11 protein-coding genes are annotated in these 16074 nt (G+C 67.5%); 8 read left to right on the forward strand and 3 right to left on the reverse strand.

What is annotated here, in order from left to right; all coding sequences use genetic code 11:
* The first annotated feature begins 4 nt into the window (after positions 1-4).
* The 7 genes from AC5P9N_RS08280 to AC5P9N_RS08310 all read left to right on the forward strand — a co-directional run bounded on the left by AC5P9N_RS08280 (position 5) and on the right by AC5P9N_RS08310 (position 9320).
* Positions 5-2614 carry a [protein-PII] uridylyltransferase gene (locus AC5P9N_RS08280; protein ID WP_447177726.1) on the forward strand — a complete coding sequence of 870 codons (2610 nt, stop codon included), beginning with the start codon at positions 5-7 and terminating at the stop codon, positions 2612-2614.
* On the forward strand, positions 2614-3675 hold the full coding sequence (gene dapD / locus AC5P9N_RS08285; RefSeq protein ID WP_005408756.1) for a 2,3,4,5-tetrahydropyridine-2,6-dicarboxylate N-succinyltransferase: 1062 nt from the start codon (positions 2614-2616) through the stop codon (positions 3673-3675). Before AC5P9N_RS08280 ends, dapD begins: the two co-directional genes overlap by 1 nt.
* A complete protein-coding gene (locus AC5P9N_RS08290) occupies positions 3617-4078 on the forward strand; it encodes a hypothetical protein (protein ID WP_239498919.1) in 462 nt (153 codons plus the stop codon). The genes dapD and AC5P9N_RS08290 overlap by 59 nt, the downstream gene beginning before the upstream one ends.
* 31 nt (positions 4079-4109) lie before the next feature.
* The gene (locus AC5P9N_RS08295; protein ID WP_005412750.1) at positions 4110-4481 is read left to right on the forward strand and encodes an arsenate reductase; all 372 of its coding nucleotides are present in this window, start codon (positions 4110-4112) and stop codon (positions 4479-4481) included.
* Complete coding sequence (dapE, locus tag AC5P9N_RS08300) at positions 4478-5605, forward strand: succinyl-diaminopimelate desuccinylase (RefSeq protein WP_099479633.1); 1128 nt, start codon at positions 4478-4480, stop codon at positions 5603-5605. Before AC5P9N_RS08295 ends, dapE begins: the two co-directional genes overlap by 4 nt.
* A 535-nt stretch (positions 5606-6140) precedes the next feature.
* Positions 6141-7832 (forward strand): asparagine synthase B, encoded by a 1692-nt coding sequence (asnB, locus tag AC5P9N_RS08305; RefSeq protein ID WP_099485252.1) that lies wholly within the window; start codon positions 6141-6143, stop codon positions 7830-7832.
* A gap of 99 nt (positions 7833-7931) precedes the next feature.
* Positions 7932-9320, forward strand: a complete 1389-nt coding sequence (locus tag AC5P9N_RS08310) for a cation:proton antiporter domain-containing protein (RefSeq protein WP_099485251.1) — start codon at positions 7932-7934, stop codon at positions 9318-9320.
* Positions 9321-9402: 82 nt separating this feature from the next.
* Here the strand turns inward: AC5P9N_RS08310 and AC5P9N_RS08315 are convergent, their stop codons facing one another.
* Positions 9403-11730 (reverse strand): penicillin acylase family protein, encoded by a 2328-nt coding sequence (locus AC5P9N_RS08315; RefSeq protein ID WP_099485250.1) that lies wholly within the window; start codon positions 11728-11730, stop codon positions 9403-9405.
* A gap of 124 nt (positions 11731-11854) precedes the next feature.
* On the opposite strand from AC5P9N_RS08315, the gene bfr reads away from it, so the two are divergent.
* On the forward strand, positions 11855-12343 hold the full coding sequence (gene bfr, locus AC5P9N_RS08320; RefSeq protein WP_005408763.1) for a bacterioferritin: 489 nt from the start codon (positions 11855-11857) through the stop codon (positions 12341-12343).
* 477 nt (positions 12344-12820) lie between these two features.
* On the opposite strand, the gene parC is transcribed toward bfr, so the two are convergent.
* Both parC and AC5P9N_RS08330 read right to left on the reverse strand, forming a co-directional pair.
* Entirely contained in the window at positions 12821-15064 is a 2244-nt protein-coding gene (gene parC / locus AC5P9N_RS08325) for a DNA topoisomerase IV subunit A (RefSeq protein WP_005408764.1), read from the reverse strand.
* Between the two features lie 59 nt (positions 15065-15123).
* Positions 15124-16005, reverse strand: coding sequence for a helix-turn-helix domain-containing protein (locus AC5P9N_RS08330; RefSeq protein ID WP_171956616.1), 882 nt, complete (start codon positions 16003-16005; stop codon positions 15124-15126).
* Positions 16006-16074 lie beyond the last annotated feature (69 nt).

Consider the following 16074-nt stretch of genomic DNA (forward strand, 5'->3'; position numbering starts at 1 on the left):
TTCGCTGCTGGACACGCCGGCCGCGTCGCTCAACGACCCGGACTGGGCTGCTGCCGCGCGCCAGGCGCTGCAGCAGGCCGACGCGCGCCTGTACCGCCGCTTCGACCAGGGCGACAACATCGAGCGCCTGCTGGCGCTGCGCGCGCGTGCCGCCGACCATCTGATCCGCCTGGCGTGGCAGCGCTGCCTGCCAGTCGATAGTGGCCTGTCGCTGTTCGCGGTGGGCGGCTATGGGCGCGGTGAGCTGTTCCCGCGCTCGGACATCGACCTGCTGGTGTTCGGCGGCCCGCCGGCACAGCTGGCGCACGAAGCGGCACTGGCGCGCCTGTTTGCGCTGCTGTGGGATTGCGGGCTGGCGGTCAGCCATGCGGTGCGTTCTGCATCCCAGTGCCGCGAGGCGGCGACGGACCAGACCGTGCTGACCGCGCTGATCGAGGCGCGCCCGATCCTGGCTGATGATGCGGCGCGCCGCGCGCTGCGCGAGGCCATCGACGACCGCGAACTGTGGCCGGCACGCGCGTTCTTCCTGGCCAAGCTGGAAGAGCTGCGCAACCGGCACCAGCGTTTCGGCGATACCGCCGACAACCTGGAGCCGGACCTGAAGGATGGCCCCGGTGGCCTGCGCGATCTCAACACGCTGGGCTGGATGGCACTGCGCGCCTTCGGCGTGCGCGACCTGGAAGCCCTGGTCGGGCTCGGCCATCTGGGTGCCGACGAAGCCGCGGCGCTCAAGCGCGAACGTGCGGTGCTGGCGCGGTTGCGCTTCGGCCTGCACCTGGTAGCACGTCGCCCGGAAGAGCGCCTGCGTTTCGATTACCAGAAGACCCTGGCCGCGCGCCTGGGCTTCGAAGACGACGCCGAGAACCTCGGTGTCGAGAAGATGATGCAGGGCTTCTACCGCGCCGCGCTGGTGGTGCGGCGGATCAGCGACCGCCTGCTGCAGCGCTTCGAGGAACAGTTCGATGGCGAAGCGCAGCCGGAACCGCTGACCGTGGGCTTCTCCCTGCGCCGCGGCTACCTGGCCGCCAACGAGGCCGACTGGCCGCGTGGCGATATCGGCCAGGTGTTTGCGCTGTTCTCCAGCTGGGCCAACAATCCGCAGGTACGCGGCCTGCATTCGCTGACCGCGCGCGCGCTGGCCGAAGCGCTGCCGCTGCTGCCGGCCTACGACCAGGCCGACACCGACGCGCGCGAGCAGTTCATGACCCTGCTGCGTGGCCAACGCCCGGTCGATACGCTTTCGCGCATGGCGCGGCTGGGCGTGCTCGGCCAGTGGATTCCCGCGTTCGCCCAGGTCAGCGGGCGCATGCAGTTCGACCTGTTCCATGTCTATACCGTCGACCAGCACACGCTGATGGTCCTGCGCAACATCGGCCTGTTCGCCAGCAGCCGTGCCGACGAACGCTTCTCGATCGCCCATGAAGTCTGGCCGCGCCTGCGCAAGCCGGAGCTGCTGCTGCTGGCCGGCCTGTTCCATGACATTGCCAAGGGCCGCGGCGGCGACCATTCCGAACTGGGCGCGGTCGATGCGCGCGCGTTCTGCCAGGCGCATGCGCTGAGCACGTCCGATACCGAACTGGTGGCGTGGCTGGTCGAACAGCACCTGCGCATGTCGGTGACCGCGCAGAAGCAGGACATCGCCGACCCGGTGGTGATCCATCGCTTCGCCACCCTGGTGGGCAGCCGCGACCGCCTCGACTATCTGTACCTGCTGACCTGCGCTGATATCGCCGGCACCAGTCCGAAGCTGTGGAACGCGTGGAAGGACCGCCTGCTGGCCGATCTGTATTTCGCCACCCGGCGCGCGCTGCGCGAAGGGCTCGAGCATCCGGTACCGGCGGCCGAGCGCGTGGCAGAGGCGCGCGACAGCGTGCGCGCACTGGTGCGCGAGCAGGGTTACGACGACGCCACCATCGACCGCCAGTTCGCCGTGATGCCGGATGAGGGCTTCATTCGCCTGCGCCCCGAGCAGCTGGCCTGGCAGGCCGCCGCGCTGGTACCGGTGAAACAGGGCCAGACGCTGGTGAAGGTGCGCCGCATCAGTGTCGACGACCCGGCACTGGAAGTGTTCGTGCATTCGCCGGACCGCGACGGCCTGTTTGCCGCCATCGTGATGACCCTGGACCGCAAGGGCTACGGGATCCATCGCGCGCGCGTGCTGGATGGCCCGGCCGACACCATTTTCGATACCTTCGAAGTGAATCCGGCCGACAGCTTCGCCGATGGCAGCAGCGCCAACCTGGAGGCCGCGCTGCGCGAGGCACTCAGTGGTGACCTGTCGCGCCTGCGCCCGTCGCGTCGGGTGGTGCCACGCCAGCTGCGCCATTTCCGCTTCGCGCCGCGCATCGAGTTCCGCGATGAACCGGGCGCAACCCGTTTTGCCCTGGTCGCACCCGACCGCCCCGGCCTGCTGGCCGACGTGGCGTTCGTGCTGCGCAACCAGGGCCTGCGCGTGCATGATGCACGCATTGCCACGTTCGGCGAACGCGCCGAAGACACCTTCGTGATCAGTGACGAACACGACCTCCCCCTGACTGAACCTGCCCGGCAGCAGCTGCATGACGCGATGCTGGCCTGCCTGGACCCTGATCGAAACGCCGGAGACCCCGCCTGATGGCCACCAAGCCTGTTAAGAAGACTGCTGCCACCGCCAAGAGCGCAGCGGCCAAGAAAACTGCCGCCGTGCCGGCCGCGAAGAAGGCCGCCGCGCCGAAGAAAGCCGCGGTGGTGAAGGCGCCGGCGAAGAAGGTGGCGGCACCGAAGAAGGCCCCGGCCAAGAGCGCAGAAGCCGCACGCGCCGAAACCATCGCCCGCAAGTCGCTGCGCAAGCCGGCCGCGCCGGGCGTGGAAGAACTGAAGTTCGGCATCGAAAGTGCCTTCGAACGCCGCGCCACGCTGACCCTTCACGAACTGGAAGGCTCGACCAGGCCGCTGGTCAACCGTGTGATCGACGGCCTGGAAAGCGGCGAATTCCGCGTTGCCGAACCGGACGGCCACGGTGGCTGGAAGGTCAACGAGTGGCTGAAGAAGGCCGTGCTGTTGTACTTCCGCGTCAACGACATGGCCGTGGTCGACGCACGTCCGGCGCCGTTCTGGGACAAGGTCGAATCGCGTTTTGCCGGTTATGACGAAGCGAAGTTCCGCCGTGGTGGCGTGCGCGTGGTGCCGGGCGCCATTGCCCGCCGCGGTACGTACTTCGGCAAGGACGTGGTGCTGATGCCGAGCTTCACCAACATCGGTGCCTATGTCGGTGAAGGCACCATGGTCGATACCTGGGCCACCGTGGGTTCGTGCGCGCAGATCGGCCAGCACTGCCACCTGTCCGGCGGTGCCGGCATTGGCGGCGTGCTGGAACCCCTGCAGGCCAGCCCGACCATCATTGAAGACCACTGCTTCATCGGTGCGCGTTCGGAAGTGGTGGAAGGCGTGGTGGTCGGTCACCACAGCGTGATCGGCATGGGCGTGTTCCTCAGCCAGAGCACCCGCATCTACAACCGTGCCACCGGCGAGATCACCTACGGCTACATCCCGCCGTACAGCGTGGTGGTGTCCGGCTCGCTGCCGAGCAAGGACGGTACGCATTCGCTGTACTGCGCGGTGATCGTCAAGCAGGTTGATGCCAGGACCCGCAGCAAGACCAGCGTCAACGACCTGCTGCGCGGCCTGGCCGACTGAAGGTGGCTGCGCCGGAGGATCTGGCGCAGTCCGCGATCTACCGGCATCCGTCCGACACCCTGTTGGGGCGGATGCTGCCGCGCCTGCTGCACGCCATGCGCTGGACCCGACTGCGCCGCGCACTGTCGCGGCGCTGGCCGATGCCGGCGCCGCCTTCGGTGGCCATCAGGCCCTCCTGCGTTTCCTCACCTGCCAGGACGAGGCCATCGCCCGCACCTGCAACTGTCGCTGGGCCAGCACCCGCGTCGCGCTGCCGGTAGACCTCGACAACCTGCAGCCGCTGCGCCTGGAACGCGAGCTGCAGTGCCCGCGCCTGCAGGCGATGGGCGTGGCGCTTGCATCGGGCCTGGCCTTCCGCTTGCCGAGAGTGCCGTTCCGGGTCGTGTCCGAGCGCCTGTTGTGAGATTCTGGCCCTCTGTTTTCCAGCATCACAGATGGCCATGAGCACCACTGTCTACGGTTTGAAGAACTGCGATACCTGCAAGAAGGCGACCAAGTGGCTGGACCGCTTCGGCGTGCCGTACACCTTCGTCGACTACCGCGAGAACAAACCCAGCCCGGAAATGCTGCTGGAATGGGCCGCGCAGCTGGGGGGGCTGGCGGCGATGGTCAACAAGTCCTCCACCACTTGGCGGCAGCTGCCGGACAACCGCAAGGCTGCGGACTCCGAGGCCGAATGGAAGCTGCTGCTGCGCGAGTATCCGCAGCTGATCAAGCGCCCACTGGTGGTCACCGCCGATGGCAAAGCCAGCCAGGGTTTCAGTGACAATGGTTTCAAGGCACGCTTCGGCGTGGGCGACGCATGAGCGCGGTCCTCGACCTGACCTGCGAGCTGATTGCGCGACCTTCGGTAACGCCGGACGATGCTGGTTGCCAGGCGCTGTTGGCGGCGCGGCTGAAGCAGGCCGGATTCCAGTGCGATCATCTGCGCCTGGGCGACGTTGACAATCTGTGGGCGACCCATGGCCAGGGCGCGCCGGTGCTGGTTCTGCTGGGCCACACTGACGTGGTGCCCACCGGCCCGCGCGAGTCCTGGACCAGCGACCCGTTCACCCCACAGATCCGCGATGGCGTGCTGTATGGGCGCGGTGCCGCCGACATGAAAGGCAGCGTGGCGGCGTTCGTGGTGGCCGCCGAGCAGTTCGTCGCCGACCATCCCGACCATCCCGGCACGCTGGCGGTACTGCTGACCAGCGACGAGGAGGGCGATGCCATCGATGGCGTGCGCCACGTTGCACGCCTGTTCGCCGCACGCGGCCAGCGCATCGACTGGTGCATCACCGGTGAGCCGTCGTCGACCGCGACGCTGGGCGATCTGCTGCGCGTGGGACGTCGCGGCAGCCTGTCGGCCAAACTGCGCGTCCAAGGCGTGCAGGGCCACGTGGCGTATCCGGAAAAGGCACGCAACCCGATTCACCAGGCGGCGCCGGCCCTGGCAGAACTATGCGCGCGGCGCTGGGACGAAGGCTACGAGAGTTTCCCGCCGACCAGCCTGCAGATCTCCAACATCCACGCCGGCACCGGTGCCAACAACGTGATTCCCGGTGAGCTCGACGTGGATTTCAACATCCGCTACAACCCGCACTGGGATGCGCCGAAGCTGGAGGCGGAGATCACCGCACTGCTGGAACGGCATGGCCTGCAGTACACGCTGAAGTGGCATCGCAGCGGCGAGCCGTTCTACACCCCGGAAGGCACGCTGCGCGCCGCCGCGCGTGCGGTGCTGGCCGAGCACATCGGCCGCGCGCCAGAAGAAAGCACCGGCGGCGGCACCTCCGATGCACGCTTCATCGCGCCATTGGGCGCGCAATGCATCGAAGTAGGCCCGGTCAATGCCAGCATCCACCAGGTGGACGAGAACGTGCGCGTGGACGATCTGGAAGCGTTGCCGGGGCTGTACCAGCGGCTGGTGGAACGGCTGCTGGTGTGAGGATGGTGGATGCCGATCGTCGGTCGGCACACCTTCCGCAGGACTGCAGCCGGGCCCTGGTCCGAAAAGATGAGTAACGGCGGCATGATCGCCTTTTCCCAGTAGCTTGGCGCGGCCATGTAGAAGCGCTGCGCCTAGGGCCTGGCGAACAAGCCGGCCGCCGCTGGCAGGGCCGAAGGCGGGTGAGGGTCTGGCAGGCGCCAGGCCCAGGCAGGGCAGGGCAACCAGTGCCCTGGTGCCTCGGTTGCCGACGCAACTGTTGCGCCGCGCTGGAAACCGGGGTAGGGTCGATGCCATGTCGATCCGCTTGGCCACCGCCGTCAACAACAACAACCGCAATAATCTGCGCGCGAATAATCGTGCGTGGCCGATGCGGGACTGCGCCCTGGGTAGATAGACAGCAACACACGCCCGGACACCAGAAAACCCGCATCAGCCGATGCGGGTTTTTTTGTGCCCGGGCGCAGCCTGCCCGGGCCTGGATGGCCGGTCGAACACCTTCCCACCCGTGAAATTCCCCAACAGGAGCTCCCCCATGTGTTCGATCTTCGGAATCTTCGGCCTGCAGGCCGGTGACGATCTTCCCACCCTGCGCCGCCACGCGCTGGAACTGTCGCAACGCCAGCGCCACCGTGGCCCGGACTGGAGCGGCGTGTACCTCGACGAAGGTGCGCTGCTGGTCCATGAACGGCTGGCCATCGTCGATCCGGCCGGTGGTTCGCAGCCGCTGCTGTCGGCCGATGGCCAGCTGGCGCTGGCGGTGAACGGCGAGATCTACAACCATCAGGCGTTGAAGGCAGCGCTGACCACCACCTACGACTTCCAGACCGGCTCGGACTGCGAGGTGATCAACGCGCTCTACCGCCAGGGCGGCGCGCCGGCGCAGTGGCTGGAACAGCTCAACGGCATCTTCGCCTTCGCGCTGTGGGACCGTGACAGTGGACGCGTGCTGGTGGCGCGCGACCCGGTCGGTGTGGTGCCGCTGTACTGGGGCCACGACGCCCAGGGGCGCTTGCGCGTGGCCTCGGAAATGAAGGCGCTGGTCGATACCTGTGCCGATGTCGCGCAGTTCCCGCCGGGCCACTATTTCGACAGTGCCAGCGGTGAACTGGTGTGCTACTACCAGCAACCGTGGCGTGACTACGCCGACGTGCAGGGTCGCCAGGCCGATCTGGCCGAACTGCGCCAAGCCTTCGAGCATGCAGTGGAACGCCAGTTGATGAGTGACGTGCCGTACGGCGTGCTGCTGTCCGGTGGCCTGGACTCGTCGCTGGTGGCGGCGGTAGCCGCGCGCTATGCACGTCGCCGCATCGAGGATGGCGGGCAGACCGAAGCCTGGTGGCCGCGCCTGCATTCGTTCGCGATCGGCTTGAAGGGCTCGCCCGATCTGGCTGCCGCTGCCATTGCTGCCGAAGCGCTGGGCACCGTGCATCACGGTTTCGAGTACACCTTCGAGGAAGGCCTCGATGCGCTGCCGGAAGTGATCCGCCACATCGAAACCTACGACGTCACCACCATCCGCGCCTCCACGCCGATGTTCCTGCTGGCGCGGCGGATCAAGGCGATGGGGGTGAAGATGGTGCTCTCCGGCGAGGGCAGCGACGAGATCTTTGGTGGCTACCTGTATTTCCACAAGGCACCGGATGCGCGTGAATTCCACGAGGAGCTGGTGCGCAAGCTCGACGCGCTGCACAACTACGACTGCCTGCGTGCCAACAAGTCGATGATGGCCTGGGGCGTGGAGCCGCGCGTGCCGTTCCTGGATCGTGAATTCCTCGACGTGGCGATGCGCTTCGATGCCGCGCACAAGATGGTGGGCGCCGGGTTCGGTGGCCGTCGCATCGAGAAGGCGGTGCTGCGCGAGGCGTTCGACGGCTACCTGCCGGACAGCATCCTGTGGCGTCAGAAGGAGCAGTTCAGCGATGGCGTCGGCTATGGATGGATCGACGGCCTGAAGGCGCATGCCGAGGCGCAGGTGAGTGACCGCGTGCTGGCGGCGGCCGACAAGCGCTTCCCGCACAACCCGCCGCAGACCAAGGAGGCGTATTACTACCGCCACCTGTTCGAGCAGTTCTTCCCAAGCCGTGCGGCAGCGGAGACCGTGCCGGGCGGCAAGTCGATCGCCTGCTCGTCGCCGGCGGCCATTGCCTGGGACGCCAGCTTCGCCGCAGCTGCCGACCCTTCGGGACGCGCGATCGCCGGCGTGCACGAGCAGGCACTGGCCTAAGCCCCAAAAAGGGGACGGAGGGGATTAAGTCGTAAGTGGCATAAACGACTTAATCCCCTCCGTCCCCTTTTTGTATGATCGCCCCCTGCGCATTGGGGAATGTTCATGGACGTACAGGCAGGCGGCAACGCGCCGCCCACGAAATGGGGATGGCGTTATCTGGCGTGGGCCGGGGTGCCGTTGCTGGCCGGGGTGCTGCTGGCGCGGTATGCCGGGCCGGCGGCCCCCGAGATGGTCGCCCGTGCCACGGTTGCTGCCGAAGGCAGCTGGGCGCAGCATCTGGCGTCTCCGCTGGGCCTGTTCCTGCTGCAGCTGCTGGTGCTGCTGCTGGTAGCCAAGGGCGCCGGTGCGCTGCTCAAGCGCTTTGGACAACCGGCGGTGATTGGCGAGATGGCGGCCGGCCTGATGATGGGCCCGCTGGTGCTCGGCAGCCTGCTGCCGCAGTTGCATGGTGCGTTGTTCCCGGCCAGCTCGTTGGGGCCGCTGGGCATGCTCAGCCAGCTGGGCGTGCTGATGTTCCTGCTGGTGGCCGGTGCCGAGCTGGACCTGGCAGCACTGCGCGGCCGCCGGCGTTTCGCCTTCACGGTCAGCCATGCCGGCATCGCGGTGCCGTTCGTGCTCGGCGTCGCGTTGGCGATCTGGCTGTATCCGCAGCACGGCCCGCAGGGCGTGGGCTTCACTGCCTTCGCACTTTTCGTCGGCATCTCGATGAGCATCACCGCGTTCCCGGTGCTGCTGCGCATCCTTGCCGACCGCGGCATCGCGCAGACGTCGCTGGGGCAGACCGCCATCGCCTGCGCGGCATTGGGCGATGCCACCGCATGGTGCCTGCTGGCACTGATCGTGGCGGCTGCACAGGCCAGTGGATGGCTGCCGGCCAGCCTCAACCTGCTGTGCGTGGTCGCCTTCGTGGCGCTGATGCTGGGGCTGGTGAAGCCGTGGTTTGCCCGCCAGCAGATCGCGCCGGGCCGTGAGGGGCGCTGGCTGCTCGGCATCCTGCTGCTGTCGCTGGGTAGTGCCCTGATCACCGAAATGCTGGGCATCCACGCGCTGTTCGGTGCCTTCGCGGCGGGCGTCGCGGTATCGTCCAACGCGCAGCTGCGCGACCTGTTGATGGCCCGCGTCGAACCGTTTGCGGTGACCCTGCTGCTGCCGTTGTTCTTCGCCATGACCGGCCTGCGCATGCGTGCCGATGCGCTGCAGGCCAGCGACATCGTGTTGTGCGGGGTGGTGATCGTGGTGGCCACGGCCGGCAAGCTGCTGGGCACCTTCAGTGCTGCACGCAGTGCCGGCATGCCCACGCGCGAGGCGTGGCGGTTGGGCGCGTTGATGAACACCCGTGGCCTGATGGAGCTGATCGTGCTCAACCTGGGTTACGAGCTGGGCCTGCTCGGCGACCGCCTGTTCGCGGTGCTGGTGGTCATGGCGCTGGTGACCACGGCGATGATCGGGCCGCTGCTGAACCTGATCGAGCGTCGCAGGGCTTGAGCGTTGAACGGTGGTGCCGGCCGCTGGCCGGCAACCATGCGGGTGTGTCCAGGATCATGAGGTTGCCGGCCAGCGGCCGGCACTACCGTGTTGGGACCAGCGTCATGGTGTGCTGCGCCTTGCCGGGCAGGAACGGGGTTGGGCGGCCATGCACCCAGTCCTCGTGGCCGGCGCCCCAGTAAGGTGACAGTGGATGGCCGCTCTGGCCGCCCGGCATGTGCACGATGCCGTCGGCCTCGTGGCCGGGCGAGACCACCATGCGCTCGGAAGCACCGAAGTTCGGCGTCTGCACGCGTGGCATGTCACGGTCGCCGGGCAGCTGGTCGGCGGGCATGCACAGCCAGCGCTTGGCGATGCCCGGCAGCGCCCGTGCGATGGGGTGGCAGATCGCCGCAGTGTTGCGTTCGCCCCAGGTGCGCTTGGACAGCGGTCCCTGCTTGGCCAGCTCGCTCTCGGTACGGCGTGCCGCGTCGATCAGCAGCGCATCCCAGCTGTCGAAGGCCGGTGGCAGCAGATGGGCCGGACGCTGTTGCAGCATCGGCCAGGCCACGCCTTCCAGCTGCGCCAGTCGCGGGTCGAGGTAGTCATCACCCAGCTGCGCATGGGCCGGTGCCAGCAGTGCATCGGACAACGTCTCCATCACCTGGGTGCGGAATTCACGTACTACCCGGTAGCTGACCGAACTGGCCGCGGCACGACCGCCCCATTGATGGCTGACTTCCTTCAAACGCTTCAGTGCAGGGTCGTCACTGCGCTCGATGACGTCGTGCAGCAGGGCCCACCAGCGCTGCAGGAACACCGCGCGATCGTCGAGCTGGATCGCCAGCAGATCGTGCTCGTCGAAACGGTCCTGGATGGCGAGCAGATCGCGGATCTGCCGCGCGCGGGCGCCAAGGTCATAACCACCGTTGCCGACATTGGCCAGTGCCTCGCCGTCGAGGACGCGGCCGTTGGCGGTCCACAGGCGATGGTTCGGTGGGTCGATCAATGCCGGCGAGGCGTCGCTGCGGATCGGCCAGGGGGCGCAGTCCTGGTTGTTGGCGGCGGTGAAGCCGGCCGGTGCACAGCCCGGACCGCGGTCGGGGCGGGCGCCGATCAGGCGCCAGGCGATGCGTCCGCTGCGGTCGCCGACCACCAGGTTCTGTGCGGGGATGCCGGCGTGGTCGGCGAACTGCAGGGCACTGTCCAGGTCACCGGCGCGGGCCAGGTCACCGAAGTCCAGGCGCACCGCGCCGGGCAGGTGGGCGACCCAGCGCAGCGCGTCGCCGCTGCCATCGGCATGCGTGTGCAGGATCGGCCCCCAGGCGGATTCGCGCACCGGGAACAGCACGTCGGCCTGGCCGGCCACCGCAATCCGCTCTTCATGCACGGTCACTGCGGCGTTGGCTGGTTCAGTGCGGTAATCGGCGGTGTCTATGTAACTGTTGGTGAAGCCCCAGGCGACGTGCCCGTTGCTGCCGACGATCACCGCCGGCAGGCCCGGCAGGGAGAATCCGGTGACGTCGACCTGGCCGCCAGCGGCCTGTGGATCGGGGTAGCGCAGGCGCACGCGGAACCACAGGCCCGGCGCGCGCAGGCCCAGGTGCATGTCGTCGGCGACGATCGCGCGACCGTCGGCGGTAAGCGCACCGGCCACCGCGAAGTTGTTGCTGCCGACGGCGTCGACCTCTTCCTGCGCGGTGCCGGATTTTCCCTTCAATGTGCGCAGGTCGAGCTGGCTGGCATCGGGCAGGGCAGCGTTGCCGGTGGGTTCGCCGAACAGCGGTGCATCCCATTCGGTGCCGTCGTGGGCGATCAATGCGTACAGCGCCGGCGGCACCACTGCGCGGATGCGGCTCAGTGCAAGCTCGGTCTGGTTGCCGGGGTCCTGCAGGTCGGCGTACATGGCCAGCCCGGTCAGCACGCTGTCGCTGGCCTGCCACGGTTGCGGCGACTGCCGCAGCAGCAGGTAGGCCCATGGCCGCACGGAGAGGCCGGCCAGGCCCTCATTGACCCCACCGACATAGGCGCTCACGGCTTCGACGTTGTCGCCCAGCGCAGCCTGCATGTTCGCCTCGGTGCGCGCGCGCAGCCGATGCACGCGCATGCGCTTGTCGGCATCGATCGCTTTTGGGCCAAACAGTGCGGACAGTTCGCCGGCGGCGCTGCGGCGCATCAGGTCCATCTCGAAATAGCGTTCCTGCGCATGCACGCGGCCCAATGCGCGCATCGCGTCAGCCTGGCTGGTGGCGGTGATGGTGACCACGCCCAGCGCATCGCGCTCGATGGTGACCGGCCTGGCCAGGCCGGGCAGCGCATGCTCGCCGTCCAGGTCGGCCAGGCTGCCGCGCAGCAGCAGCCACAGGACCAGTGCGGTGACCAGCACGATGGCGACCAACACGCCCAGCACCCAACGCCATATACGTCGCATCGCACGTCCTTTCCGAACTCGTGGGCCGATTGTAGCCGCAGGCGCAACTGCGACTGATTCCGATTAGATCACCGTATTTTGAAATGCGGCACCCTATGCCGCATCGATTCACAGGAGCCCCCCCATGAAAGGCAACCCGGACGTCATCGCCTGCCTGAAGGAACTGCTGCGCGGCGAGCTTGCTGCCCGCGACCAGTACTTCATCCATTCCCGCCGCTACGAGGACCAGGGCCTGTTCGCGCTGTACGAACGCCTGAACCACGAGATGGAAGAGGAAACCCAGCACGCCGATGCGCTGCTGCGCCGGATCCTGTTCCTGGGCGGCGACCCGGACATGCGCCCGCATGCCACCGAGCCGGGTAAGACCGTGGAAGAGATGCTGCAGAAGGATCTCGACACTGAATACGCGGTTCGGAACAATCTCGCCGCCGGCATGAAGCTGTGCGAGGAGAAGGGTGACTACGTGAGCCGCGACATCCTGTTGGCCCAGCTGAAGGACACCGAGGAAGACCACGCCTGGTGGCTGGAGCAGCAGCTGGGCCTGATCAAGCGCATCGGCCTGGAGCTGTACCAGCTGAGCAAGATCGACGGCAACGGCGCCCCGGCGCACTGAGCCGACGTCGCTCTTTTCGGTAGAGCCGACCCGGTAGAGCCAACCCGGTAGAGCCAACCCGGTAGAGCCGACTGTTAGTCGGCTGCCTTTCGGCAGAGCAGCCGACTAACAGTCGGCTCTACCAGGAGCAAAGGAGCAGCCGACTGACAGTCGGCTCTACCAGGAGCAAAAGGCAGCCGACCAGCGGTCGGCTCTACCAGGCGCACAAAGCAATGTCGCCCGCCAGCACCGGAGCACCGCCAGCCAGCCTTCGCCAGCCAGCTGCTCCATCGCCCGCCAGCCGACAACGAAAAAGCCGGGGAATGCCCCGGCTTTTTCGTGTCCGGGGTCGGATCCGTTTTCAACGAAAACGGCTCTGACCCCATTGGGATCGAAAACGCCAACCGAGGTTGGCGTTTGCCGGGGTAATGCGTGTCAACCAAGGTTGACACCCACCTCAACCAAGGTTGACACCCACCAGGGGCAGGGCCCAAGCCCTTATTCCACCGACAACCCTTCCACCTTCTGCCAGCCGCGCGGCAGCAGGTGGCCGCGGGTGGCGCGGGCGCCGAGGTAGGCGTCGAGCTCGTTGAACTTCAGCCCCATCGTGCGCTGACCGCTGCGCACCTGCAGGGTCTGCCCCGGGCTGATCGCCACGATGGCGACCACGCGTTCAGTGGCGAGCTTGGCCTTCGGGATCTCGATGATCTTGTTGCCCTTGCCCTTGTCCAGTTCCGGCAGGTCGTTGGCGGCGATCGCCAGCAGGTTGCCGGAACTGGTCACCGCCACGATGCGGTCGGTGGCCACGTTGGCGACCATCGACGGGGTGAGCACCGACGAGCCGGACGACAGGTTCAGCATCGCCTTGCCGGCCTTGTTGCGACCGATCAGGTTCTCGAAGCGGGTGACGAAGCCGTAGCCATGGCTGGAGGCCAGCACGAAGCGGGCATCCGGCTCGGCACTGGCCAGGGTCACGAAGCTGGTACCCGCTGCCGGCGAGAAGCGGCCGGTCAGCGGCTCACCGTTGCCACGCGCGGAGGGCAGGGTGTGCACCGGCGTCGAGTAGGCGCGGCCCTCGCTGTCGAGGAACGCGACCTGCTGGGTGCTGCGCGCACGCACCGCGCCCTGCAGGGCATCACCGTCGCGGTAGGAGAGGGCGGACGCATCGACGTCATGGCCCTTGGCGGCACGGATCCAGCCCTTTTCCGACAGCACCACGGTCATCGGCTCGCTCGGCACCAGCTCGGTCTCGTCGATGGCCTGCGCGGCCTGGCGCTGCACCAGCGGCGAACGGCGCGCGTCGCCGAACTTCTTGGCGTCGGCCGTCAGTTCGTCGCGGATCAGCTTCTTCAGCTTGGCCTTGCTGTCGAGGATGCCGAGGATCTTCTCGCGTTCCTTGGCCAGCTCGTCCTGCTCGCCGCGGATCTTCATCTCCTCCAGGCGGGCCAGCTGCTTCAGCTTGGTTTCCAGGATGTACTCGGCCTGTTCCTCGGACAGGCCGAAGCGCGCGATCAGCGCCGCCTTCGGTTCGTCCTCGGTACGGATGATGTGGATCACCTCGTCCAGGTTGAGGAAGGCGACCAGCAGGCCTTCCAGCAGGTGCAGGCGGCGCTCGACCTTCTGCAGGCGGTGCTGCAGGCGGCGGGTGACGGTGTTGCTGCGGAAGGTCAGCCATTCGCTGAGCAGCATCTTCAGGTTCTTCACCTGCGGACGGCCGTCCAGCCCGATCACGTTGAGGTTGACGCGGTAGCTGCGCTCCAGGTCCGTGGTCGCGAACAGGTGGCCCATCAGCTGGTCGGCGTCGACGCGGTTGGAACGTGGCACCAGCACCACGCGCACCGGGTTGGCGTGGTCGGATTCGTCGCGGATGTCTTCCAGCCACGGCAGCTTCTTGGCGCGCATCTGCGCGGCGATCTGCTCGATCACCTTCGACGGCGACACCTGGAACGGCAGCGCCGTCACCACGATGTTGTTGGCTTCCTTGTTGAAGGTCGCACGCGCACGCACGCTGCCGTTGCCGGTCTCGTAGATGTTCCGCAGATCGTTGGCGGCGGTGATGATCTCGGCGCTGGACGGGTAGTCCGGGCCCTGCACGTGCTCGCACAGGTCGCGCACGGTCGCATCGGGGTTGTCCAGCAGGTGCAGCAGTGCGCTGACGATCTCGTTGAGATTGTGCGGCGGCACGTCGGTGGCCATGCCCACGGCGATGCCGGTGGTGCCGTTCAGCAGCAGGTGCGGCAGCCGCGCTGGCATCCAGGTCGGTTCCTGCAGGGTGCCGTCGAAGTTCGGTGCCCAGTCGGTGGTGCCCTGGCCCAGTTCGCCCAGCAGTACTTCGGCGATCGGGGTCAGCTTGGATTCGGTGTAACGCATCGCCGCGAACGACTTCGGGTCATCGCTGGAGCCGAAGTTGCCCTGGCCCTCGATCAGCGGGTAGCGGTACGAGAACGGCTGCGCCATCAGCACCAGCGCCTCGTAGCACGCGCTGTCGCCGTGCGGGTGGTACTTACCGATGACGTCACCGACGGTGCGCGCGGACTTCTTGGGCTTGGACGCAGCATTCAGGCCCAGCTCGCTCATCGAATAGATGATGCGGCGCTGCACCGGCTTCAGGCCGTCGCCGATGAACGGCAGGGCGCGGTCCAGGACCACGTACATCGAGTAGTCGAGGTAGGCGCGTTCGGCGTACTCGCGCAGCGGCAGTTGTTCGAATCCGTGGAACACGGGGCGGGCAAGTTCGGTCATGCGGCGTTGTTACCTATGTCGGGAGGCGGCGACGGCGGTCGCCGCTCGCAATCCTGTGATTATCCGGATGCGGCGGGGGATGCCAAGCCACGTGCAGGGTCCAGCCCGGTTTCCAGGCCATGCCCGACCCGCGCCAGATAGCGCCCCGGTGGCAGCCCGAAGTGGCGGCGGAACACGGTGACGAAGGCACTGGCGCTGCTGAAGCCCAGTGCATGGGCGATGTCGGCCACGCTGCGGCCATCGGTCAGCTGGCGCAGGGCTTCGGACAGGCGGGCCTGTTGCCGCCACTGGGCGAAGCTGAGCGTGGTCTCGTCGCGGAAGTGACGGGTCAGGCTGCGCGGCGACAGGCCGGCCCAATGCGCCCATTCGGCCAGGCTGCGCTCGTCGGACGGGTCGGCCAGCAGCTGCGAGGCGATCTTCAGCAGGCGCCGGTCGTGCGGCATCGGCAGGTGCATGCGCTGGCGCGGCGCGGTGCGGATCTCGTCCAGCAGCACCTCGATGATGTGCTGGCGCTCGGGCGTGGTGTCGTAGCCCAGCGGCCATTCGCAGATGCGGTCGGCCAGCGCCTGCGCCAGCTTGGACAGGCCCAGTACGCAGGGATCGGCGGGCAGGGTGGCGCAGGCCGGCGCGGCCAGTGCCATGCCCCAACCGCGCAGCGGACCATCCAGGGTCACCGTATGCGGCTCCAGCGGCGGCATCCAGCCGGCCGAGCCCGGCGCCAGCGACCACGTCCCGTGCGAGGTGCGGGTGGTCAGCAGGCCACGCTCGACACAGATCAGCTGGGCGCGCTGATGGTGGTGCCAGTCCACTTCCCGGACCAGCCCCTGCGGGCTGTCGAAGCGGAAAGCGACCACCGGTGGGCCATCGTTGCGCTCGAACCAATCCAGTGCGTCGTCCCTGAGCAGGCGCTTGGGAGCGGGAATTTCTGCCTTGTTCATCATGTCCGCTGGCTGAAATGTGTCATCCATTGGCTGAATTGTACTACCGGGCCACCTGACCAGATCATTAAG

Source organism: Stenotrophomonas sp. YJH_SMC_6, assembly GCF_059371335.1.